A 20,890-nucleotide genomic window follows, 5' to 3' on the forward strand; every position below is an offset into this window, starting at 1 on the left:
CGACGACGTCCATGCACGACCGAAGGGAAACTACGTGAACAAGAAAGCAATCGCAGCAGCAGTATCAGTCGCTGCCTTGGCCGCCACAATGGCCGGGTGCAGTGGCGGCGCGGATGCCGCAAGCGCGGGCTCTAACATCACCAATTGCACCAACAAGATCGTCCATGCCGACGCTCCGAAGGTCTCCGTGTGGGCGTGGTACCCGAACATGGCCACGGTCGTGGACAACTTCAACAACTCCCACACCGACGTCCAGGTCTGCTGGACCGTGGCAGGCCAAGGCGGCCCGGAGTATGCGAAGTTCCAAACCGCTATCCAGGCCGGCAAGGGAGCCCCTGACGTGATCATGCTCGAGGCCGACCAGCTGACGGGTTTTGAATTGCAGAACGCACTCGTCGACCTGAGCAAGTACGGCGCCGGAGACGTCAAGAAGAACTTCAGCGCCGGCTCCTGGAAGGACGTCTCGCAAGGCGATTCGGTCTACGCGATTCCGGTCGACGGCGGGCCCATGGGCATGATCTACCGCAAGGATGTGCTGGACAAGTACGGCATCAAGCCGCCGACGACCTGGGCGGAGTACGAAACGGCCGCGCAAAAGGTCAAGGACGCCGGCGGCCCTGCATTCGGAGATCTTGGCAGCAATGTTCCTGCCGCCCTGACCGCCCTCATGGCCCAAAAGGGCGCCGTTCCCTTCACTTATGACCTGGCGGACCAGAAGAACATCTCCATTCACCTCGACAGCCAGCCGGCCAAGGACGTGCTGAACTACTGGGCCGCGCTCGTGAAGAAGGGTCTGGTGGCCACCCAGGACCAGTTCACCACCGACTACATCTCAGGAATGATCGGCGGCAAGTACGCCACGTACATCTCCGCGGCTTGGGCTCCCGGCTACCTCACCGGATCCGGAGTGGGTAAGGGCAACGAGAAAGGAACATTCGCCGCTGCGCCGCTCCCCCAGTGGGATCCAAGCAACCCCGTCTCAGTGAACTGGGGAGGATCCACCTTTGCCGTCACCTCGCAGGCGGGTGACCAGAAGCTCGCCGCCGAAGTCGCCAAGGGCCTCTACGCCGACGACGCCTCCCTCACGGATGGCTGGAAGACCCAGACAATCTTCCCGCTCAACCAAAATGTGCTGAAGTCGGATGCGTTCACCAACAACGCGGTCGATTTCTTTGGCGGGCAGACTGCAAACAAGGACATCTACATCCCGGCCGAGAATGCCTACAAGGGATTCAGTTATAGCCCGTTCAGTGTCTACTACTACGCACAACTGCAGGCCGAGACGGTCAAGATCAACGCCGGCAAAGTCAGCGGGGACGAAGCAGCCACCGAGCTGCAAGGCATCATGGTGAACTACGCGAAGAGCCAAGGGTTCACGGTCAACTGACAACTCCTCCCGTTTCGCCCGGCCCCGCGGCCGGGCAGAACGGGACGGAATCGATCGATAGAAAGTTGCAGGACAACTTATGGCAGTTCACGGGTCAACGGTGACGTCGTTGCCGCATACTTCCAGACCGGACACGGTGAATCCCCCGCCCCCGCCCGAACGCAGAACCCGCACCCGCAGCGACAAGATGAATGCACGGCGCGCCCGGACCGGGTGGCTCTTCATCGCACCGTTCGGCGTGGTTTTCGTGGCGTTCCTTCTGGCTCCGCTTGCTTACGCACTCTACCTCAGCCTGTTCACCAAGGGCCTGGCGACAGGTACGCGGTTCAGCGGTTTGGAGAACTATCTCCACGCTTTCTCGGATCCACAGTTCCTCAAGGGCGTCTGGTTCGTGGTCCGCTTCTCCTTGGTCCTTATCCCGGTCCAAATGGCAGTCTCCCTCGCGGCCGCGCTCGTGCTCGACCACCTCACCACCCGGCTCGCCAGGTTCTCCCGGCTGATGATCTTCCTGCCGTACGCAGTGCCCGCGGTCATCGGCGCCCTGATGTGGGGGTTTCTCTACAGTCCGACATTCGGCCCGCTTGAGCAGCTTTTCTCCTTGTTCCACGCGCCGGCGCCTTTCCTGCTCAGCCAGGACAACGTCTTCTATGGCCTGCTCAACGTTGTGACGTGGCAATGGGCCGGCTATTACATGATCATCATTTACGCGGCATTGCAGGGAATTGATCCGACGCTCTACGAGGCCGCCAAGATTGATGGCGCCTCCGAAAGGCAAGTTGCTTTTCGCATCAAAATACCCCTCGTTTCTTCGGCGCTGGTGCTCATTCTTATCTTTGCGCTGATCGGGACGCTGCAGTTCTTCTCCGAGCCGCAAATCCTAGGGCCGGTAGCGAACGGCAGCATCACCCCGGATTTCACCCCGAACATCTACGCGTTCAACTTGGCCTTCGGATATGCCCAGTTCAACTACGCCTCGGCCATCTCCTTCTCCCTTGGCATCGTCGTCTTCATCGCGGTGTATATCTTCATGTTCGCGACCCGCAAGAAAGGGAGCAATCTCTCATGAGCGCACTAACAACACATCTCCCGGCTACAACCCGGTTGTCGCGGCCCCGTCGCCGCAACGTTGTGGCTCATGTCTTTCTGGGCGTCCTGGTCCTGTATTTCCTGGCTCCCATTTGGTGGCTGTTCGTTGCCAGCACGAAGGATGCACAAGGGCTTTTTGCCGGCTCTTCCGGCGCTATGTGGTTCGACAAGAATTTCAACCTGATCGCAAACATCCAGGAGCTTTTCGCCTACAACGGCGGGGAGTATGTGCGGTGGCTCGGTAATTCGCTGCTCTACGCTGTCAGCGGCGGCTTGGGAGCGACGGCAATCTCGGTCCTGGCCGGTTACGGCTTCGCCAAGTACAAGTTCCGGGGCCGGAACCTTACGTTCGCGTTGCTGCTCGGCGCCGTGATGGTCCCCATGACGGCGCTGGTCATCCCGACATTCATCCTGATGTCCAACCTCAAGCTCACAGATACCGTGTGGGCGGTCATCCTGCCGTCCCTGCTAAGCCCCTTCGGCGTCTACCTGATGCGGGTTTACACCGCAGAAGCCGTGCCCGATGAGTTGCTCGACGCGGCCAGGGTGGACGGAGCCGGTGAACTGCGCACCTTTTTCCAAGTCTCCCTGCCCTTGCTTCGGCCGGCGCTCGTGACTGTCCTGCTGCTTTCGGTCGTCGGGACCTGGAACAACTACTTCCTGCCCTTGGCCATGTTGTCCACGGAGAGGCTCTATCCACTCACGGTGGGCATAGGCCTCTGGGAGCAGCTGGCTTCGTCCAACAACGGGGGTGGCCACTCGCTCTGGAGCCTGATTGTGGTCGGTTCGTTCATTTCCATCATTCCCCTCGTGGTGGCATTCCTCACCCTGCATAAGTACTGGCAGGGCGGCCTGTCTCTCGGCAGCCTCAAATAGGCATTCAAAGCACCCCTTCTCTTTCCGCTACCTCTCACTGAAAGCAGACAATGGTTTCCGCACGCCTTACGATCGACCCACAATTCGCAGTGGGTACTGTCAATCCCCGTCTCTTCGGTTCGTTTGTTGAACACCTTGGACGCTGTGTCTACGACGGCATCTACGAACCCGCTCACCCCAACGCCGACGCAGACGGTTTCCGCACTGACGTGATTGAGCTCGTCAAGGAACTCGGTGTCTCCACCATCCGCTACCCGGGCGGCAACTTCGTCTCCGGGTTCCGCTGGGAGGACAGTGTTGGACCCAAGGAACACCGCCCCCGCCGCCTTGACCTCGCTTGGCACTCCACCGAAACCAACGAGATCGGCATGCACGAGTTCAGCACATGGCTGGAGAAGGTGGGCAGCGAACTCATGCTGGCCGTCAACCTCGGCACCCGGGGCACGCTGGAAGCTTTGGACCTGTTGGAGTACTCCAACATCCGCTCCGGGACGGAGCTGTCGGACCGCCGCGCCGCTCATGGCCGGGCGGAGCCTTTCGGCGTCAAAATGTGGTGCCTCGGCAATGAAATGGACGGCCCGTGGCAGTTGGGCCATCGCTCCGCTGACGACTACGGCAAAATCGCATCGCAGACCGCGAAGGCAATGCGCCAGCTGGATCCTTCAGTTGAACTCGTGGTCTGTGGCTCATCCAGCGCCCATATGCCCACCTTCGGAGAATGGGAGCGCGTAGTACTCACCCACTCCTACGAGGACGTCGACTACATCTCGTGCCACGCCTACTACGAGGAAAAGAACGGTGACCTGGACTCGTTCCTTGCTTCCGCTACCGACATGGACCACTTCATTGAATCCGTTGTGGCAACAGCGGACCACGTCAAGGCGGTCAACGGGAGCACGAAGACCATCAACATTTCCTTCGACGAATGGAATGTGTGGTACCTCGAGCGGTTCCATAAGGTCGACAAAATCGCAGGGCTGGACAACTGGCCCAAGGCGCCACGGCTGCTCGAGGACGCGTATTCCGTGGCCGACGCCGTCGTCTTCGGCAACCTGCTGATCTCATTGCTCAAGCACGCCGACCGTGTCACCTCCGCCTCCCTCGCGCAGCTGGTCAACGTGATCGCTCCCATCATGACCGAACCCGGGGGGCCGGCGTGGAAGCAGACCACCTTCTTCCCGTTCGCATTGACATCCAATCTGGCCAAGGGAGTCGCCCTGGATGTGAGGCTGGAAGCGGACACATACAGCACGGAGGCCTACGGCACCGTCCCGCTCATCGACGCCGTCGCGACCCACGACGCGGACGCAGCTGCGACGTCGGTCTTCCTGGTCAACCGATCACGGACTGACGAAGCAACAGTCACCATCGACTTGACGGCGCTTGACGGCGCAATCGTCCTGGGTGCCCAGACGCTTTCGGACGCGGACGTCTACGCCAAGAACACACTCGAGGATCGGGACCGCGTGGGCTTGCAGCCGAACAAGAGCGCCGCCGTGCGCAACGGCGTCGTCGAAATCACCCTGCCTCCCGTCTCCTGGACGGCGCTGAACCTCGGCTGACTTCGCTGGATCAGTCAGTGCCACGCGACATCCCGGTCCGAAAACCGGGATGTCGCGCCTATTTTGCAGCACCGCGGATTGAACCTCTTTTGGAGACAGCCGCCCGGTGGGACGATTTTGACATGAGCGAAAACGACGACCAAAAGCTCGTGTCCCCGGCTGCCCGCCAAAGCCTTCCCAGGGAAAAGGGCGCTTTCGTGGAGGAATACGAACACCCGACCACCCACCAGATGCGCATCATCGGTCAGCGGCGGACCGAGGCGGAAGCCAAGCTTGAGCGGCAACAGCGCAAGGCCCGGGAGAAGTTCCACGAATAAAATACCCGCTTAGGCAGCCGGAGCCGAGTCGCGGTCTTCGCCGGGTGCCCGCCTGGTGACTGGTAGCTTCAGACGTTCCGCGGGCCAAGACTTGAGCCGAGGCCAGCGGCCCAATCGCGCGTCCAACGCAGCGAGCGGGAGCACGCTGTGGACAATGTAGTCGCACGCCGCCGGGCCTATCATCACCAGATCCTCGCATAGTTCTCCGCGGTGTCCGGGAGCGATGCCGGCCGCCCGAAGGCTGGCCCTGAACGTCCTGGCTCTCACGGGTTCCGAAGCCTTAAGTCCGCACCAGCTGACGTACAGACCATACAGTTCTTCGAAGCTGAGGCCGCCCTCTCCGGAATTCCGGGAGACGCACTCATTGAGGAAATTATCCAGCGGTACTTTCGTCATCGTTGCCCCCTGCGCCTTGGCAGCTCACCGGCTGCGTTTCCATAGCTACAGCTAACAATGTGATCCAAAACAAGGAACCTACCTGAATACACAGAAACTTAAGGGCGTCAGTTGCCCTTGTCAACTAGGTACTCACGCGTGAAGGCCCGGCGATGATCCCCACAGACAAGCCGGTAAGCTTTTCCGTTCACAGCCCGCCCGCGAGTTTGTAGTAGGCGGCGTTCCAGGCGAGTTCCTTCTTGAACTGCCGGATGGTGGTGCCGTCGTCAATGGTGAGCAGTTCGGTCCGGGCAATTTCGGCGAAGTCTTCGAACACGTCCATGCCCACCTGTGTGGAGAGCACGGTGTGGTGCGCGGCGCCTGCGGTGAGCCACGCGGCGGCGGAGGTCGCGAAGTCCGGCTTCGGCTCCCACAGTGCCCGGGCGACCGGGAGGTTGGGCAGCGGTTCGTCGAGGTCGACGACGTCGACGGCGTTCGCCACGAGGCGGAACCGGTCGCGCATGTCCGAGAGCGCGACGACGACGCCCGGGCCGGCATCGGTGTCGAAGACCATCCGGACGGGGTCTTCCTTGCCGCCGATGCCCAGCGGGTGGATTTCCACGCGCGGCGTGGTCGCGGTCAGGGAGGGGCAGACCTCGAGCATGTGCGCGCCGAGGATCTTCTCCTGACCGGGCGTCAAATGGTAGGTGTAGTCCTCCATGAGCGAGGCGCCGCCAGGCAGTCCGGCGCCCATGACCTTCGCTGCCCGGACCAGGATCGCGGTCTTCCAGTCGCCCTCGGCACCGAAGCCGTAGCCGTCGGCCATGAGCCGCTGCACGGCCATCCCGGGAAGCTGGCGCAGCGCGCCCAGGTCCTCGAACGACGTCGTGAACGCGACCGAGCCGTTCGCCTCCAGGAAGGACCGCAGACCCAGTTCGATCCGGGCGCCGTAGCGCAGCGAATCGTGCCGCGCACCGCCGGCACGCAGTTCCGGCGCGACATCGTAGAGGCGCTCGTACTCCGCGACAAGGGCGTCGACGTCGGACTCCGGCGCAGCGTGTACGGCAGCGGCGAGTTCGTTGACGGACCAGGTGTTGACCGAGACGCCGAAGCGCAGCTCGGCTTCGGTCTTGTCCCCTTCCGTGACGGCGACGTTGCGCATATTGTCACCGAAACGCGTCAGCTTCAGGGACCTGACGGCGGCCCAGCCGGCGGAGGCGCGTTGCCAGGCACCCACCTGGCGCGTGACCTCGGGGTTGGAGACGTGCCCGACGACGGTCTTCCGCGGCACGCCGAGGCGGGACTGGATGTAGCCGAACTCGCGGTCTCCGTGGGCTGCCTGGTTCAGGTTCATGAAGTCGAAGTCGATGTCCGCCCACGGCAGGGCCACGTTCGCCTGGGTGTGCAGGTGCAGGAGGGGCTTGCGGAGCAGGTCCAGTCCCTGGATCCACATCTTGGCCGGGCTGAAGGTGTGCATCCAGGCCGTCACGCCGATCACGGCGTCGTCCGAGTTGGCTTCCAGGGCCGTGCGGCGGATCGCGTCCGCATCCGTCAGCACGGGCTTCCAGACCAGCTTGACGGGAACATCGGAGGACGCGTTCAGGGCGGCGGTGATTTCCCGGGACTGGGCAGCGACTTGCTTGAGGACGGCCTCGCCGTAGAGGTGCTGGCTGCCGGTGAGGAACCAGACTTCGTAGTGCTCGAGGGACGTGTTGTGGGCGGTGGGCATGGGTTTCTCCTTGAAAAGTTCGTGGGTTGGAAGGTCCAGCGGCAGCCGCGTCAGCGGCCGTAGACGTTCTGGTAGCGGCTGTAGAGGGACTCGATCTGGCCGGCGTCGATGGGCAGCGGTTCACCGAGCTGCCGGGAAATGTGGACCGTGCGCGCCACTTCTTCGCACATCACGGCGGCCTTCACGGCGGAGCGGGCGTCCTTGCCGATGGTGAACGGGCCGTGGTTCTGCATCAGGACCGCCGGCGAGTGGGAGGCCCTGAGTGTTTCCACGATGCCGCGGCCGATCGAATCGTCCCCGATCAACGCAAACGGGCCCACCGGGATAGTGCCGCCGAATTCGTCCCCCATCATGGTCAGCACGCACGGGATCGGCTCACCGCGCGCGGCCCACGCCGTCGCGTAGGTGGAGTGGGTATGCACCACGCCCCCGACGTCGGGCATGTTCCGGTAGACGTAAGCGTGCGCAGCGGTGTCCGACGACGGCGAAAGGTCCGGGTTGCTCCACTCCCCGTCACCATCGCCGGCCACAGGCACCCCATGGAGATCGGTGACCACCATGAGTTCGGGGGTCAGCCCATCGTAGGAGACCCCCGACGGTTTGATGATCATCAGGTCATGGCCGGGGACGCGGGCCGAGACGTTGCCCGCTGTCCAGACCACCAGTTCGTAACGTGTCAGTTCGGCGTGCAGCGCGCAGACCTCGCGGCGGATCTTGGCGATCGTGTCCAGCAGGGCGCTCATGCGTTGCTTCCTTTCAGAACGGCATCCATTTGCGCGGTTTGGTGTGCCGAGCGTTGGATCTTCTTGAGCCGGTGCATGACCTCGTTCGCTCCGCGGCCGAAGTAATCGTGCAGGGTCCGGTACTCCTTGAAGAGTTCCTCGTAGGCGGCGACGTTTTCCGGGATCGGCGTGTAGACGGCGCCTGGTTCGGATCCCATGGCGGCCGCGGCCGCCCGGATGTCGGCATACTTGCCAGCAGCGACGGCGGCGTGGATGGCCGAACCCAGCGCAGGGCCTTGGGCGGAGCCGATGGTGGAGAGCCGCAGTCCGGTGATGTCGGCGTAGATCTGCATCAGGAGCTTGTTCTTGAGGAGCCCTCCGGCGACGATGAATTCCTTCACGGGCACTCCCGAGTCGCGGAAGGCGTCCACGATGGTGCGGGTGCCGAAGGCCGTGGCCTCCAGGAGCGCCCGGTAGATGTCCTCCGGGCGGGTTGCCAGCGTCTGGCCGACGACCACGCCTGACAGCTCGTGGTCCACCAGGACGGAGCGGTTGCCCGAGTGCCAGTCCAGCGCGATGAGCCCGTGTTCGCCGATCCCTTGACGGGAGGCGAGTTCGGTGAGGTATTCGTGGATGCCCAGTCCCGCTGCTTCGGCGGCTGCGTGATATTCGGGCGGCACGCCGTACTTGGTGAACCACCCGAAGATGTCGCCCACCCCGGACTGGCCGGCTTCGTAGCCCCAGAGCCCCTCCACGATCCCGCCGTCGACCACTCCGCACATGCCCGGCACTTCGTGCAGCTCGGAGCCGTTCATGACGTGGCAGGTGGAGGTACCCATGATCGCGACGAGCTGCCCGGGCTCCACGGCCCGGGCCGCCGGCGCGGTGACGTGTGCATCCACATTCCCGACCGCGACGGCGATGCCCTCACGCAGGCCGGTCCACCCGGCGGCTTCGGCCGTCAGGTAACCGGCCGCATCCCCCAGCCGGCCAACCTTGCGTTCGAGCTTGGCGGACACGAATTCTTTGAAGCCAGGGTTCAACGCCGCGAGGAAGGCTTCAGACGGGTATTTGCCGTCCTGGTAGATGCCTTTGTACCCGGCGGTGCAGGCATTCCGCACATAGTTCCCGCACAGCTGCCAGACAATCCAGTCCGCGGCCTCGACCCAATGGTCCGTCTCCGCGTATGCGTCCGGATCCTCCTCAAGGAGCTGGAGGCCCTTGGCGAACTCCCATTCAGAAGAAATCAGCCCGCCGTACCGTGGCAGCCAGGCCTCACCCCGCTCGGCGGCCAGGGCGTTGATGCGGTCGGCCTGCCCCTGGGCCGCGTGGTGGCGCCACAACTTCACGTACGCGTGCGGCCGGTTGGCGAATCCGGGGAGTTCGCTGAGCGGAGTGCCGTCGGCCTTCACCGGCACCATGGTGCACGCCGTGAAGTCGGTGGCGATCCCAACGACGGCGGCCGGATCGATCCCGGCGTCGTGCACCGCGGCGGGAACCGCATGACGCAACACCTCCCGGTAGTCCTCCGGCACCTGAAGCGCCCATTCCCACGGAAGCCCGACCGCTGTGCCATCAGGTCCATCAGGTCCATCCGCCAGATCGCCAGGCAAAGCCTCGGTGATGACCGCGTGCGGGTAGTCGAACACGCCGCTTCCCAGTTCCTTGCCGTCCCTGACCCGCACCACGACCGCCCTGCCGGAAAGCGTGCCGTAGTCCACGCCGATGACGTAATGTTCCTTGCCGTCCGCTGTGACGCCCATGAAAATCCTCCAATAGCCTGCCCGCAGCCTTGCGGACTCGTCCAATTGTGAACGCTAACAAATCACACGTCAAGATGTGGTGATCAACGACCGGCCGGCCGGCCCAAGTGAAAAGAAGCAGTCAGACGGGGGCGGAAGTGCTTCGGCGCACTACCAACTCAGGCTCCACCACGGTGGTGCCGACGCTTTGCCCGTCCTCGATGCCGTCCAGCATGAGGTCCATGCAGCGCCGCCCGAGTTCTTCGAAGTCCTGGCGCACCGTGGTCAGCGGCGGCGTGAAGTAGCCGGATTCGGGTTGGTCATCGAATCCCACCACCGAAACGTCCCCGGGCACGCGGACGCCCGCCTCGCTGAAGGCCCGCAACAGGCCCAGGGCCATCTGGTCATTTCCCACAAAAAGCGCCGTGGCGGTCCTTTCAGCCGCGAGTTTCCTGCCGATGTCGTAGCCGCTGCCGGCACTCCAGTCCCCCACTACCAGCAGATCATCCTCAAGGCCCGCGGCCCGCAACGCTGCGCTCCACCCTTCGGCCCTGGCCACTCCGTCGATCCAGTCCTGCGGGCCGGCCACGTGTCCGATCCGTCGATGTCCTTGATCAAGCAGATGCCTGACGGCCAGTTCCGCGCCGTGCTTCTGGTCCACCATGGCTCCGCTGACGGAGGCGTCGCCCAGCGATCCCACGGCCACCACGGGAACCCCGGCGTTCACTTCAGCCAACGCCAGCAGGGTCTCCGAATGCGGCACGATGACGACGATCCCATCCACGGACTGGTCCAGGAAATGCCGGACTGCATCAAGAATCGCCTCGCGATTGACCGTCCTCAAGGCTGCGATGCTGACGAAATAGCCGGCATCCCTCGCTGCCTGCTCGACGCCCAGCAGGGTGTTCGCCGGGCCGTACTGCGCCAACTCGCTCGCCAGGACGCCGATGGTCTGGGAACGGCGGGTCACGAGGCTCCGCGCAGCAGTGTTGCGGCGGTAACCCAGTTCAGTGATGGCCGCCTCGACACGCTCACGAGTGCCCTTGCTGACGTTGGGGTGGTCGTTGATCACCCGGGACACGGTCTGGTGCGAGACTCCCGCCCGTTCCGCCACGTCCTCAAGCCGTGGCAAGCGCCCGCTGCTTTTTGTCATGGAGCTATTCTGCGCGACTTGGTGGCCAAGCGGCGAACGTGGCCGTTGCGAGTCCGGGCTGAGCTACCGGCCAGTACAGGACCATAGGCGCGGCGGGGATAGACTCGATTCAAGCCCACCAACCACCATTTGAGGAGCCCCATGCGCGCCACCATCATCCACGGTCCCGGCGACATCCGTGTTGAAGACCGTAACTACCCCACGGTCCAGCTGCCCACCGACGTCGTTGTCAAAGTCACCGCCTCCTGTGTCTGCGGATCGGATCTGTGGCCGTACCGCGGCGTCAAGCCCACCCACCAGCCTTCGGCCATTGGACACGAATTCATCGGCACGGTGGAAAGCATCGGTGACGACATCACGGCCTTGGCGGTTGGCGACTTCGTCATCGCTCCCTTCCTGGTCAGCTGCGGCGCCTGCCCGCAATGCTTGAACGGCGTCACCGTGGCCTGCGATCACTTGGCAGGTTGGGGAGGCAAAGATGACAGCGGGCACGCGATCGACGGCGGGCAGGGCCAGGCCGTGCGCGTACCCCTCGCCGAGTCGACCCTCGTCAAGGTTCCCGGCGTCACGGAACCCGACGACGCCCTCCGCGCGAGCTTGCTGACGCTTTCCGACGTGATGGCGACCGGCCACCACGCCGCTCTCGCGGCGAAGGTCGGCCCTGGCAGGACGGTCGTCGTCGTCGGCGACGGCGCGGTAGGGCTCTGCGGCGTGCTCGCAGCGAAGCGGCTTGGAGCCGAGCGGATCATCGCGATGTCCCGGCACGCCGACCGTCAGGCGATTGCCCTCGAGTTCGGGGCCACGGACATCGTCGCCGAGCGTGGCGACGACGGAGTGGCCAAGGTCCGTGAGTTGCTCGGAGGCGTTTTGGCCGACTCCGTCCTGGAATGCGTCGGGACCAAGGAATCCATGGAACAGGCACTGCACAGCGTCCGGCCGGGCGGCGCGCTCGGTTTTGTCGGCGTCCCGACGGGCGGAGCCGAAGCCCCGCTGCGCTACTTGTTCGACACGAACATTTCGATTGCCGGCGGCATGGCTCCGGCCCGCACCTACATTCCGGAACTGCTCGCCGACGTGCTCGAGGGAAAGATCAATCCGGGCCGGGTCTTCGACACCGTGCTGACCCTCGAGGAAGCCCCCGAGGCCTACCGCGCCATGGATGAACGGCGCTCCATCAAGGTCCTGCTCACTCCCTGAGGGCAAGGAATTAACCCGCAGGTCCTTATGGGATAGGCGGACTGTGGCGTACGCGCGGGAACGGCGAGAGAATCCATATAGGAAGGCTGGCCTGAACCCAAAGGAGTGGACAAAATGATCACTGGTGCCGATGCGCGCCCGGTGGTTAGTCACGATGGGTATTTGCCCATCGAGGATCACGGACTCATCGGTGACGGGTCCACCTGCGCTTTGGTGGGGCGGGACGGCGCGATTACCTGGCTTTGCCTGCCGGAGTTCGACAGTCCCCCGTTCCTGGCCGGGATCCTGGATGTGGAGTCAGGCGGCCGTTTTGAAATAGCCCCTGTCCACACCGTGGCATCCTCCCAGCGCTACACCGAGGACTCCTGCGTGCTGGTCACGTCCCTCGTATCCGATCGTGGCGTGCTGCAAGTGACGGACGGACTCACGCTGCGTGCCGGCGCCGAGTTGTCGGAACCGGTACCGGCCGGCCGCTCCGAACTCCTGCGGCATGCGAGGGCCGTGGGCGGCGACGTCCCGCTGCGGATCCGCCTGATACCGAAGGCCGGCATCACCTTTGACGCCTTGGCCACCGGCTGGAGGTTTGATTGGCTGCAAGACGGAGTCCAGGAGGTCTACCTATGGTCTTCCGTTGAACTCGTGCCTGACGGCCGCGGCCTGTCCGCCGAATTGACGCTTCGCGCGGGAGAAACGCTGACCATGGTCCTGCACTGGTCCGGGCGGTTCCGGCTCCGTCAGCATCCCGAGAGCAAGAAGCTCATTGACCAGACCGTGTATGCCTGGCGCCGGTGGGCATCGAACCTGGATTGCGAAGGCTCCCAAGCGGAGTTGATGAAGCGTTCGGCCCTGACCCTGAAGATGCTGGACCACGCGGAGACGGGGGCCATCTTGGCCGCCGCCACCTCGTCGCTGCCGGAGTGGCCAGGGACGTCGCGGAACTGGGATTACCGGTACACATGGGTGCGCGACGCCTCGTTCTCCAACTACGTGTTCAGGCGCATCGGCGACCCCAGTGATGCGGACGTATTCCTCGCCTGGGTCCTGACCAACGTCGAGCGGGACGGCGTCCCGCACGTCATGTACGCCCTCGACGGCTCCCAGCCGCCCGATGAGGTACAGGACCCGCACTTGCGTGGATACCGCGGCTCGGCCCCGGTCCGGTGGGGAAACGGCGCCCGCCACCAACTCCAGCACGATGTGTACGGTGAAATCGTCGACATCGCGTATCAGTGGTCGGGCAGCGGCAAGCGGGTCGATGAGCGGCTCTGGGCCGCATTGGTCCCCATTGTGGAAATGGCCATCAGGAGCTGGCGGCTTCCGGACTCTGGGCCTTGGGAAATCCGGGACAAGAGCAGGCCCTTCACCTACTCGGCGGCGCTGTGTTATGTCGCGATCGACCGCGCCATCCAGATCGCGCGCAGGGACGGGCTTCCCTATCCCAAACGCCGATGGGAGGCCACCGCCCGTCAAATCCGGCAGGCTGCCCTGACGCAATCATGGGATCCCAGGCGGCGCACCTTTACCGAGAACCTAGGTGGCAACGGCGGCCTCGACGCGTCCCTCCTGACCCTTCCCGTCCGCAACGTCATTGATTTCGACGATCCCCGGATGGTTTCCACGACCAAAGCGATCGCGGCGGAGCTCGACGCCGGCAACGGACTTTTGTTCCGCTACCTGCCATCGGTTTCTCCCGACGGTCTGCCCGGAAGCGAAGGGGCGTTCCTCCTCTGCAGCTTCTGGCTGGTGGATAACTTGGCCGGACAAGGGCGCGTGGATGAAGCCCATGAACTCTACGAGTCCCTCTGCAGCCGTGCGAATTCACTGGGCCTGCTACCCGAGCAGATCCACCCGGACACCGGAGAGTTCCTCGGCAACTTCCCGCAGGCGTTCAGCCATGTGGGCGTGCTGGCCAGCGGCCTGCGCCTGCTGAAAGCGGAGCGGCGGGCCGCAAAGGCTGGCACCACCACGCGGAATCAGAGCTAGCGGCGAGGCTGAAGCCGATGCGTGCTTGGTGGGTCCGGGAACCAGCTCCGATTGAATCCGGGCCGCTTGTTTGGGGGGAACGGCCCGATCCTCAACCAGGAGTGCATGAGCTCCTGGTCAGTGTCCGAACCTGTGGAGTCTGCCGCACGGATCTTCACCTCGCCGAGGGTGACCTTGCGCCGCGGATGCCGAACGTCGTACCCGGCCACGAAGCGGTAGGAATAGTCAGCGAAACGGGCGAAGGGTGCGTGAGGTTCCGGCGCGGTGACAGGGTCGGAGTGGCCTGGCTGGGGGGAACATGCGGGAGCTGCGCTTATTGCCGCCGCGGCGACGAGAACCTTTGCCTCTCCCCCGTCTTCACGGGTTGGGACAGAGACGGTGGCTATGCCGAACAACTCACGGTGTCTGAGGAATTCGCCTATGCCATCCCGCCCCGGTTTTCGGACGAACAGGCGGCCCCTCTGCTGTGCTCCGGCATCATCGGGTACCGTGCGCTCAAACGGGCCGCTGTTCCGGAAGGTGGCCGGCTGGGCATCTATGGTTTCGGAGGATCCGCCCATCTCACGGCGCAGATGGCGCGCCACCAAGGGGCTCAGGTCTACGTGATGACCCGCTCGGAGTCGGCCCGCGAACTGGCGCGGGAGCTGGGTGCGGTGTTTGTGGGCGACGCGTACGAATCCCCGCCAGACCCACTCGACTCGGCAATACTTTTTGCCCCGGTCGGGGACCTCGTCCCTGCCGCCCTCAAGGCATTGGACCGGGGCGGTACCCTCGCCATTGCCGGCATCCACCTGAGCGACATTCCGCCCCTGAACTATTCCGCCGATCTCTTCTATGAGCGGCAGCTCCGCAGCGTCACCGCCAACACCCGGGCAGACGGCGAAGAGTTCTGGTCCTTGGCCGCGGAAATCCCGCTGGCTCCCACCACGACGGTGTATCCATTAGCGGAAGCCGATCGGGCATTACGGGACCTGGCTGGGGACCGCATCACCGGCGCTGCCGTCCTGAGGGTCTGAACTGCACATGTCCCGTGTCACAGACGGGCATACCGGAGCAAGAGACGGCGATCGGCGGGTCCCATGACGGCCCGCCGGTCGGTATTACCGCTGTTCAGCGTTTCAACGCGTCAGCACTCAACACGTCAGTGCGAAGGGCTGACCATGTGATGCCGGTGTTCCTCGGCGCTGGGCTTGATCGCCGTTGCGGTGACGACGAGCGCCACCAGGCCAGTGATCCAGGATGTCCAGGCGACCCCGGCTTGCATGGAGTAAGAGCCTAGCCACGGAGAAAGGAACAGCAAGGCACCGAAGGCTGCCTGCACCCACTCCATGACCGGCGTTCCGGGCATGGCCAGATTGATGACACCGCTAACGATCAGCAAAGCGCCGAACACGACCATCAGGGCAGCCGACGAGCCGGCCGCCATGGTCCAGATGACCGACAAAGCAGCATAGAGACCGGCGACAACCGTGACCCAATCCTGCCATCGCGTCCATTTCTTCATTGAACCCACCTCTGTGATGTGGACTGCATCCCGGGGTACCGGGCAGTACTCCGGTACTGATGTAACAAATTCCGCGCGCAGCTACTTCCCGACGAACGTCTGCGGGATTGGACGGCCGTCGTCGAACCCTCCTGCCGCGCACGAAGCCTTGCTAAGAGCGGACTTCCGGTCTACAACGTAGTCATAGAGCAACATCGACGGACACGCCCGGCGTCGCCCAGCACGTCCGTCCGGAGAGGACCCCGTGATATCGAGTCGCTGGTCGTAAAGTCGCAGTCAGCCAGAAGCTGACCCAGCGACGTCCGTTGGTGCGAACCGCCGTGGCCTCCGGCGTGGACTTGCGTCCGCCGCCAACGCCCAGGTTCCGGCCCGACCCCGCCCGGTCGCCTGCAGTCGCAACCAACAGAAGGAAAGAAATGTTAAACATGAAGGTCCCGGCACGAGGCGCCGGAACCGCCTTCATTGCAACCCTCGCTATCACGGCACTCGCCGCATGCTCGAGCACGGGTACATCTTCCTCGTCGTCGAGCACCGCGAGTTCCGGAGGAGCGGTACCGCAGATATCTGCGGATGCGTTCACGGCCGATTTCTCGGCGATGAAACAGCTCACGTCGCTTGCCTCGCAAGGCAAGGGCATGGTGGGCGTGCTGCTGCCGGACACCACCACCTCCGCGCGATACGTCACTTTCGATGCGCCATATCTGAAGAAGGCATTCGAAACCGCCGGACTCGACTCCTCCAAGTTCAAGATCGACAATGCCCAAGGCAGCGCTAGCACGATGCAGACGCAGGCCGAGGCTGACATCACGGCCGGGGCATCCGTGCTGCTGGTCGATGCTCTCGACTCCGGTTCGGGCGCGGCCATCGAGGCCGCCGCCACCGCGCGCGGCGTCAAAGTGATCGACTATGACCGGCTCGTCAAAGGCGGGGCAAAGGATCGCACCTACGTGAGCTTCGACAACGTCAAGGTGGGTCAGCTCATCGGCCAAGGCGAAATCACGTGCATCGCTGATTGGAAAGTCACCAAGCCGAACATCCTGGTCATGGATGGCGATCCGACCGACAACAACGCGAAGCTGTTCGCCGAAGGCTACAACGGCGTGCTCAAGCCGCACTTCGACAATGGCGAGTACGTCAACGTAGGAGAGCCAGCGGGTACGTGGACGCCGTCAGTGGCACAGACGACGTTCGCCCAGCAATACACCGCACACCCGAACATCAACGCTGTGGTCACGCCTAACGACGACAACGCGAATGCTGTGATCGCCTACCTGCAGAGCAAGCAAATTCCCGCCAAGACCTTCCCGACGACTGGACAGGATGCATCCCTGTCCGGCCTGCAGAACATCCTGAAGGGCTACCAATGCGGAACGGTGTACAAGCCGATCTACTTTGAAGCCCAGGCGGCCGCCGCAGCAGCGCTCTACTTGCGGGCAGGCGTTACCGTTCCGTCAACCCTCGTCAACGGCAAGACGACGGACGACACCGCGAAGTCCGACGTCGGATCGGTCCTGCTGACCCCGCTGTGGGTGACCACGAAGAACATGGCGGACACGGTGGTCAAGGACGGTGCTGTAACGAGTTCTTCGCTGTGCATCTCGCAGGTAAAGGACGCGTGCACCGCGGCAGGTATCCAGTAGTCCGAACGATGAGTGAGTTGGCAGCCCCGGACCCCGCCTCTGTCAGGCCCCTGCTCCGACTGGAGGGCATCGACAAGAACTTCGGGCCGGTGCAGGCACTGGTCGACATCACCCTCGAGGTGCCGATCGGCAAGGTGACTGCGCTTGCCGGCGACAACGGCGCGGGCAAATCCGTATTGATCAAATGCATCGCCGGCATTCACGCCCCCGACGACGGGCAGCTGTTTTGGGAAAACCAGCCCGTGCGGTTGAACTCGCCGCACGAAGCCGCGTCGCTCGGCATCGAAACCGTGTACCAGGACCTGGCACTGTGCGACAACCTCGACATCGTGCAGAACCTGTTCCTCGGCCGCGAACGCCTGCGACATTTCCTCCTCGACGAGGAAAGCATGGAGATCGCGGCCCGGGAGACGCTCGCGAGCCTGGCGGTGACAACAGTACGGTCGATCCGGCAACCCGTCGCGTCGCTGTCCGGAGGGCAACGCCAGTCGGTGGCGATCGCGAAGTCGGTGCTGTGGAACTCGAAGCTCGTCATCATGGACGAGCCCACCGCGGCCCTCGGCGTCGCCCAGACGGAGGTCGTCCTTCACCTGATCCGCCAGCTCGCCGATCGTGGCGTTGCCGTCATCGTCGTCTCGCACAATATGAACGACGTGTTCGAGGTCGCAGACCGCATCGCTGTGCTCAGGCTCGGGCAGCTCGTGGCAATCCGGCCGGTCACGGAAATGGACCGTCAGATCGTGGTCGACCTGATGACCACCGGGTTCTCCGATCGGGCAAGGCCGGAACTCGCGCCGCCACCGCAGTCGAACCGTCAGCTCACCGCAGCCACGGGTCCGCTCCCGTCGGCGGCAGCCGTGCTCCAAGACGAGCCGACCACGGCAGCCGCCAAGCGGAAGGCCGCATTGGCCTTGAACCCGGACATCACCGCGACCTCGCTCCCCGAATATTTCCGCTCGGCGTTCGCGCGGGTCCGGGGCGGCGAGAGCGGAGTGCTGCCGGTCCTCGCGGGCTTGTTGCTGATCTCGATCCTGTTCCAATCGCTGAACCCGAACTTCCTGACTCCCGGGAACATGGTGAACCTGCTCATCCAGGGCTCCGTTTTCATGCTGCTGGCGATGGGCCAGGTCTTCGTGCTCCTGCTCGGCGAAATCGACCTGTCCATCGGGTACGTCGGTGGTGTAGGCGGAGTCATCATGGCCGAACTAGTGCAGGAGTCCACCGGCTGGCCGTGGTGGGCGGCGATCGCCGTCGGCCTGCTTGGCTGCGCGGGGATCGGCTTGCTTCATGGCACGATCATCACCCGGCTCGGGCTGCCGTCGTTCGTCGTCACACTTGGCGGCCAGCTCGGCTGGCTTGGCGTGATGCTCATCATCCTCGGCAGCGGCGGCGTGGTACCCATCAACGACACCGTCATCAACAACATCGCGAGCGGCAACCTCAGCCCGGTCACCAGCTGGATCCTCATGCTCGTCGTCGTCGGGGCGTTCAGCGCGTGGACGTGGCTGCGGGACGCCCGGCGGCGCAACACCGGGCTCGTCGCGCCGCCCGCCAGCGTGAGCGCCCTCAAGATCGCAGCGGTGCTCGCCGCGGGTGTGGCCATTGTCTGGCTCTGCAATACGGACCGGGGAACCCTGGTCGAAATCAGTGGCGTTCCGTGGGTCCTTCTCGTGGTGCTCGGAGTCCTCGCCGCATGGACACTGCTGCTTGGGCGAACCCGGTTTGGCCGTTACGTCTACGCCATTGGCGGCAACGCCGAGGCCGCGCGGCGGGGAGGCGTGAACCTTGCCCGCATTCGCACCCTGGCCTTCATCCTCGCTTCCTTCACCGCAGGAATCGGCGGAATCGTCTACGCGTCGCGGCTCCGTTCCGTCTCGACGTCGTACGACGGCGGCACGCTGGTGCTTTACGCCGTGGCCGCCGCAGTGATCGGCGGGACCAGTTTGTTCGGTGGCCGCGGCAAGGTGCTGCACGGGGTCCTGGGCGGACTGGTGATCGCCACGATCGATAACGGCATGGGCCTGCAGGGATACAGCGCACCGGCCAAGTACGTCGTCACGGCGCTGGTTCTCGTCGCGGCCGTGACGATCGACGCCGTCGCGCGCCGCGGGCGCTCCCGGACGTAGCCGGCTTGTTGAATGGCCGGGCCCGGAGGCAGCTACCTGGCCGGTCTGGACTTGGACAATCGGCAGGCTTAACGTTCAAGAGAGGCTGGCTTCCCGGAAGGACGGCCCCATGGCCATCCTTGAGGCCAGCTCACGCAAGTCCAAGGGAGGAAAGATGCAAAAGGTTGAAGAAGCGATTGACGTGGCCGTCCCCGTCCATACGGCTTACAACCAGTGGACCCAGTTTGAGTCGTTTCCCCGATTCATGCCCGGTGTGGAATCCGTATCCCAGTTGAGCGCCACGACCAACCATTGGGTCACCAGGGTTGGGGGTGTGGAACGGGAATTCGATACGGAAATTGTCGACCAGGAACCCGATGACCGGATTGCCTGGCGCAGTATTGACGGCAAGTCGCACGCCGGCATCATCAGGTTTTCGCCACTGGACGCCAACCATACGCACGTCAAGGTCCATTTCGAATGGGCTCCCGAAACCGTCGTGGAGAAGGCCGGGGCCGCGCTCAAAGTTGACGAGATGCAGGTGAAGGCGGATTTGAAGAAGTTCAAGGAGTTCATAGAGTCGCGTGGAAACGAAACCGGACAGTGGCGCGGCGAGGTGAAGGAGTAGATGGCTGACCGTGGACCGGTGCTTGTCGTCGGCGGCACGGGGATGCTGGGCAGCCAGGTGGTGTCCGGGCTGCTCACGGGGGGAAAGCACGTCCGCGCCTTGGTGCGGCCTGGTTCGGATGCGAGCCTCCTTGAGGAGCTAGGGGCCACGATCGCCCGTGGCGACATGATGGACCCGGAGTCGCTCGTGAGCGCAATGGACGGCGTGGACGCCGTCATCACCTCAGCGGCGGGGTACACCCACCATCGGGAGGGTGACAGCCCCGTCATTGACACAGTGGGCAACACCAACCTCGTCGATGCCGCCAGCCGCGTCGGTGTCCGCCGATTCGTCCTCACGAGCATCCTCACTTGCGACCAGACCCCGGAGGTGCCGCACTTCTGGCACAAGAAACTGACCGAGGACCGATTGGAAGAACTCGGGGTCCCGTTCGTGGCGCTGCGTCCGGGCGCTTTCCTTGAGCAGATCGCGCGATTCGGCGACCCTTTCAGCGAGGGGCGGCTTACGTGGTTCGGGTCCCCGAGCGTTCCCTTGACCTACGTTCTCGCCAGTGACCTCGCCGGGTATCTCGCGGCGGCAGTAGACGCGAGCGGCGTCGAAGGACAGCGCATTGACATCGGTTGGGACCGGCCGGTGACCATGCAGGACATCGCCGATATCTCTGGCCAAATCCTCGGCCGAAAGATTGAGCTCGTCCTCACCCCGATGAACCCGCTCAATCCGATGGCGAAGGACCTTGGGGCGATGATCGACTGGTTCGGGACCGGCCGCTACGTCGCCGATACGTCACGACAACGCGAGGTCTTCGGCCCACCGCCAACCGCGGAGGACGCCGTCGCGCGCCTGCTCACCAGCCTCGGGCACAAGCTTGACTAAGCAATGCC

Annotated in this window: 18 protein-coding genes; 12 read left to right on the forward strand and 6 right to left on the reverse strand. The window is 63.9% G+C overall.

The genetic code is table 11. The features are described 5' to 3' along the window. Positions 1-34: 34 nt before the first annotated feature. The 5 genes from ABEA18_RS16430 to ABEA18_RS16450 all read left to right on the forward strand — a co-directional run bounded on the left by ABEA18_RS16430 (position 35) and on the right by ABEA18_RS16450 (position 5,228). Positions 35-1,387, forward strand: a complete 1,353-nt coding sequence (locus tag ABEA18_RS16430; RefSeq protein ID WP_345450796.1) for an ABC transporter substrate-binding protein — start codon at positions 35-37, stop codon at positions 1,385-1,387. A 79-nt stretch (positions 1,388-1,466) separates the two neighbouring features. After that, positions 1,467-2,453 (forward strand): carbohydrate ABC transporter permease, encoded by a 987-nt coding sequence (locus ABEA18_RS16435; RefSeq protein ID WP_345450798.1) that lies wholly within the window; start codon positions 1,467-1,469, stop codon positions 2,451-2,453. Next, positions 2,450-3,349, forward strand: a complete 900-nt coding sequence (locus tag ABEA18_RS16440; protein WP_345450800.1) for a carbohydrate ABC transporter permease — start codon at positions 2,450-2,452, stop codon at positions 3,347-3,349. The genes ABEA18_RS16435 and ABEA18_RS16440 overlap by 4 nt, the downstream gene beginning before the upstream one ends. A 50-nt stretch (positions 3,350-3,399) precedes the next feature. After that, entirely contained in the window at positions 3,400-4,911 is a 1,512-nt protein-coding gene (gene arfA, locus ABEA18_RS16445; protein WP_345450802.1) for an arabinosylfuranosidase ArfA, read from the forward strand. A gap of 122 nt (positions 4,912-5,033) precedes the next feature. Then, positions 5,034-5,228 carry a hypothetical protein gene (locus ABEA18_RS16450; RefSeq protein ID WP_345450804.1) on the forward strand — a complete coding sequence of 65 codons (195 nt, stop codon included), beginning with the start codon at positions 5,034-5,036 and terminating at the stop codon, positions 5,226-5,228. A 9-nt stretch (positions 5,229-5,237) separates the two neighbouring features. Here ABEA18_RS16450 and ABEA18_RS16455 read toward each other — a convergent pair whose 3' ends face one another. The 5 genes from ABEA18_RS16455 to ABEA18_RS16475 form a co-directional block, all read right to left on the reverse strand. Continuing rightward, positions 5,238-5,624, reverse strand: a complete 387-nt coding sequence (locus tag ABEA18_RS16455; RefSeq protein WP_345450806.1) for a hypothetical protein — start codon at positions 5,622-5,624, stop codon at positions 5,238-5,240. Between the two features lie 187 nt (positions 5,625-5,811). Continuing rightward, a complete protein-coding gene (gene araA / locus ABEA18_RS16460) occupies positions 5,812-7,332 on the reverse strand; it encodes an L-arabinose isomerase (protein ID WP_345450808.1) in 1,521 nt (506 codons plus the stop codon). A gap of 50 nt (positions 7,333-7,382) precedes the next feature. After that, positions 7,383-8,075: an L-ribulose-5-phosphate 4-epimerase gene (locus tag ABEA18_RS16465; RefSeq protein ID WP_345450810.1), complete on the reverse strand. Its 693-nt coding sequence runs from the start codon at positions 8,073-8,075 to the stop codon at positions 7,383-7,385. Beyond that, positions 8,072-9,817 (reverse strand): ribulokinase, encoded by a 1,746-nt coding sequence (gene araB, locus ABEA18_RS16470; RefSeq protein WP_345450812.1) that lies wholly within the window; start codon positions 9,815-9,817, stop codon positions 8,072-8,074. Before araB ends, ABEA18_RS16465 begins: the two co-directional genes overlap by 4 nt. A gap of 121 nt (positions 9,818-9,938) precedes the next feature. Continuing rightward, the gene (locus tag ABEA18_RS16475) at positions 9,939-10,949 is read right to left on the reverse strand and encodes a LacI family DNA-binding transcriptional regulator (protein ID WP_345450814.1); all 1,011 of its coding nucleotides are present in this window, start codon (positions 10,947-10,949) and stop codon (positions 9,939-9,941) included. 141 nt (positions 10,950-11,090) lie between these two features. Between ABEA18_RS16475 and ABEA18_RS16480 the strand changes: the two genes are divergently transcribed. The 3 genes from ABEA18_RS16480 (at position 11,091) to ABEA18_RS16490 (ending at position 15,145) form a co-directional block, all read left to right on the forward strand. Next, positions 11,091-12,146, forward strand: coding sequence for a zinc-dependent alcohol dehydrogenase family protein (locus tag ABEA18_RS16480; protein WP_345450816.1), 1,056 nt, complete (start codon positions 11,091-11,093; stop codon positions 12,144-12,146). A 114-nt stretch (positions 12,147-12,260) separates the two neighbouring features. Next, positions 12,261-14,129 (forward strand): glycoside hydrolase family 15 protein, encoded by a 1,869-nt coding sequence (locus ABEA18_RS16485; RefSeq protein WP_345450818.1) that lies wholly within the window; start codon positions 12,261-12,263, stop codon positions 14,127-14,129. A gap of 17 nt (positions 14,130-14,146) precedes the next feature. Further along, positions 14,147-15,145, forward strand: a complete 999-nt coding sequence (locus tag ABEA18_RS16490; protein ID WP_345450820.1) for a zinc-dependent alcohol dehydrogenase family protein — start codon at positions 14,147-14,149, stop codon at positions 15,143-15,145. A 125-nt stretch (positions 15,146-15,270) separates the two neighbouring features. On the opposite strand, the gene ABEA18_RS16495 is transcribed toward ABEA18_RS16490, so the two are convergent. Beyond that, on the reverse strand, positions 15,271-15,633 hold the full coding sequence (locus ABEA18_RS16495) for an SPW repeat protein (protein ID WP_345450822.1): 363 nt from the start codon (positions 15,631-15,633) through the stop codon (positions 15,271-15,273). A gap of 416 nt (positions 15,634-16,049) precedes the next feature. On the opposite strand from ABEA18_RS16495, the gene ABEA18_RS16500 reads away from it, so the two are divergent. From ABEA18_RS16500 to ABEA18_RS16515, 4 genes are all read left to right on the forward strand, one after another. Then, positions 16,050-17,273, forward strand: a complete 1,224-nt coding sequence (locus ABEA18_RS16500) for a sugar ABC transporter substrate-binding protein (protein WP_345450824.1) — start codon at positions 16,050-16,052, stop codon at positions 17,271-17,273. A gap of 8 nt (positions 17,274-17,281) precedes the next feature. Beyond that, complete coding sequence (locus tag ABEA18_RS16505) at positions 17,282-19,399, forward strand: ABC transporter permease subunit (RefSeq protein ID WP_345450826.1); 2,118 nt, start codon at positions 17,282-17,284, stop codon at positions 19,397-19,399. Positions 19,400-19,553: 154 nt separating this feature from the next. Beyond that, positions 19,554-20,006, forward strand: coding sequence for an SRPBCC family protein (locus ABEA18_RS16510; protein ID WP_345451199.1), 453 nt, complete (start codon positions 19,554-19,556; stop codon positions 20,004-20,006). Continuing rightward, positions 20,007-20,882 (forward strand): SDR family oxidoreductase, encoded by an 876-nt coding sequence (locus tag ABEA18_RS16515; protein WP_345450828.1) that lies wholly within the window; start codon positions 20,007-20,009, stop codon positions 20,880-20,882. Positions 20,883-20,890 lie beyond the last annotated feature (8 nt).

Source organism: Arthrobacter gyeryongensis, from assembly GCF_039543785.1.
Lineage (GTDB): Bacteria > Actinomycetota > Actinomycetes > Actinomycetales > Micrococcaceae > Arthrobacter > Arthrobacter gyeryongensis.

Coding starts and splice junctions, on each gene's coding strand:
- ABEA18_RS16505 (WP_345450826.1), top strand. CDS start 17,282: ATGAGTGAGTTGGCAGCCCCGGACCCCGCCTCTGTCAGGCCCCTGCTC.
- arfA (WP_345450802.1), top strand. CDS start 3,400: ATGGTTTCCGCACGCCTTACGATCGACCCACAATTCGCAGTGGGTACT.
- ABEA18_RS16510 (WP_345451199.1), top strand. CDS start 19,554: ATGCAAAAGGTTGAAGAAGCGATTGACGTGGCCGTCCCCGTCCATACG.
- araB (WP_345450812.1), bottom strand. CDS start 9,817: ATGGGCGTCACAGCGGACGGCAAGGAACATTACGTCATCGGCGTGGAC.
- ABEA18_RS16490 (WP_345450820.1), top strand. CDS start 14,147: ATGCGTGCTTGGTGGGTCCGGGAACCAGCTCCGATTGAATCCGGGCCG.
- ABEA18_RS16515 (WP_345450828.1), top strand. CDS start 20,007: ATGGCTGACCGTGGACCGGTGCTTGTCGTCGGCGGCACGGGGATGCTG.
- ABEA18_RS16480 (WP_345450816.1), top strand. CDS start 11,091: ATGCGCGCCACCATCATCCACGGTCCCGGCGACATCCGTGTTGAAGAC.
- ABEA18_RS16475 (WP_345450814.1), bottom strand. CDS start 10,949: ATGACAAAAAGCAGCGGGCGCTTGCCACGGCTTGAGGACGTGGCGGAA.
- araA (WP_345450808.1), bottom strand. CDS start 7,332: ATGCCCACCGCCCACAACACGTCCCTCGAGCACTACGAAGTCTGGTTC.
- ABEA18_RS16435 (WP_345450798.1), top strand. CDS start 1,467: ATGGCAGTTCACGGGTCAACGGTGACGTCGTTGCCGCATACTTCCAGA.
- ABEA18_RS16500 (WP_345450824.1), top strand. CDS start 16,050: ATGTTAAACATGAAGGTCCCGGCACGAGGCGCCGGAACCGCCTTCATT.
- ABEA18_RS16455 (WP_345450806.1), bottom strand. CDS start 5,624: ATGACGAAAGTACCGCTGGATAATTTCCTCAATGAGTGCGTCTCCCGG.
- ABEA18_RS16465 (WP_345450810.1), bottom strand. CDS start 8,075: ATGAGCGCCCTGCTGGACACGATCGCCAAGATCCGCCGCGAGGTCTGC.
- ABEA18_RS16485 (WP_345450818.1), top strand. CDS start 12,261: ATGATCACTGGTGCCGATGCGCGCCCGGTGGTTAGTCACGATGGGTAT.
- ABEA18_RS16440 (WP_345450800.1), top strand. CDS start 2,450: ATGAGCGCACTAACAACACATCTCCCGGCTACAACCCGGTTGTCGCGG.
- ABEA18_RS16450 (WP_345450804.1), top strand. CDS start 5,034: ATGAGCGAAAACGACGACCAAAAGCTCGTGTCCCCGGCTGCCCGCCAA.
- ABEA18_RS16495 (WP_345450822.1), bottom strand. CDS start 15,633: ATGAAGAAATGGACGCGATGGCAGGATTGGGTCACGGTTGTCGCCGGT.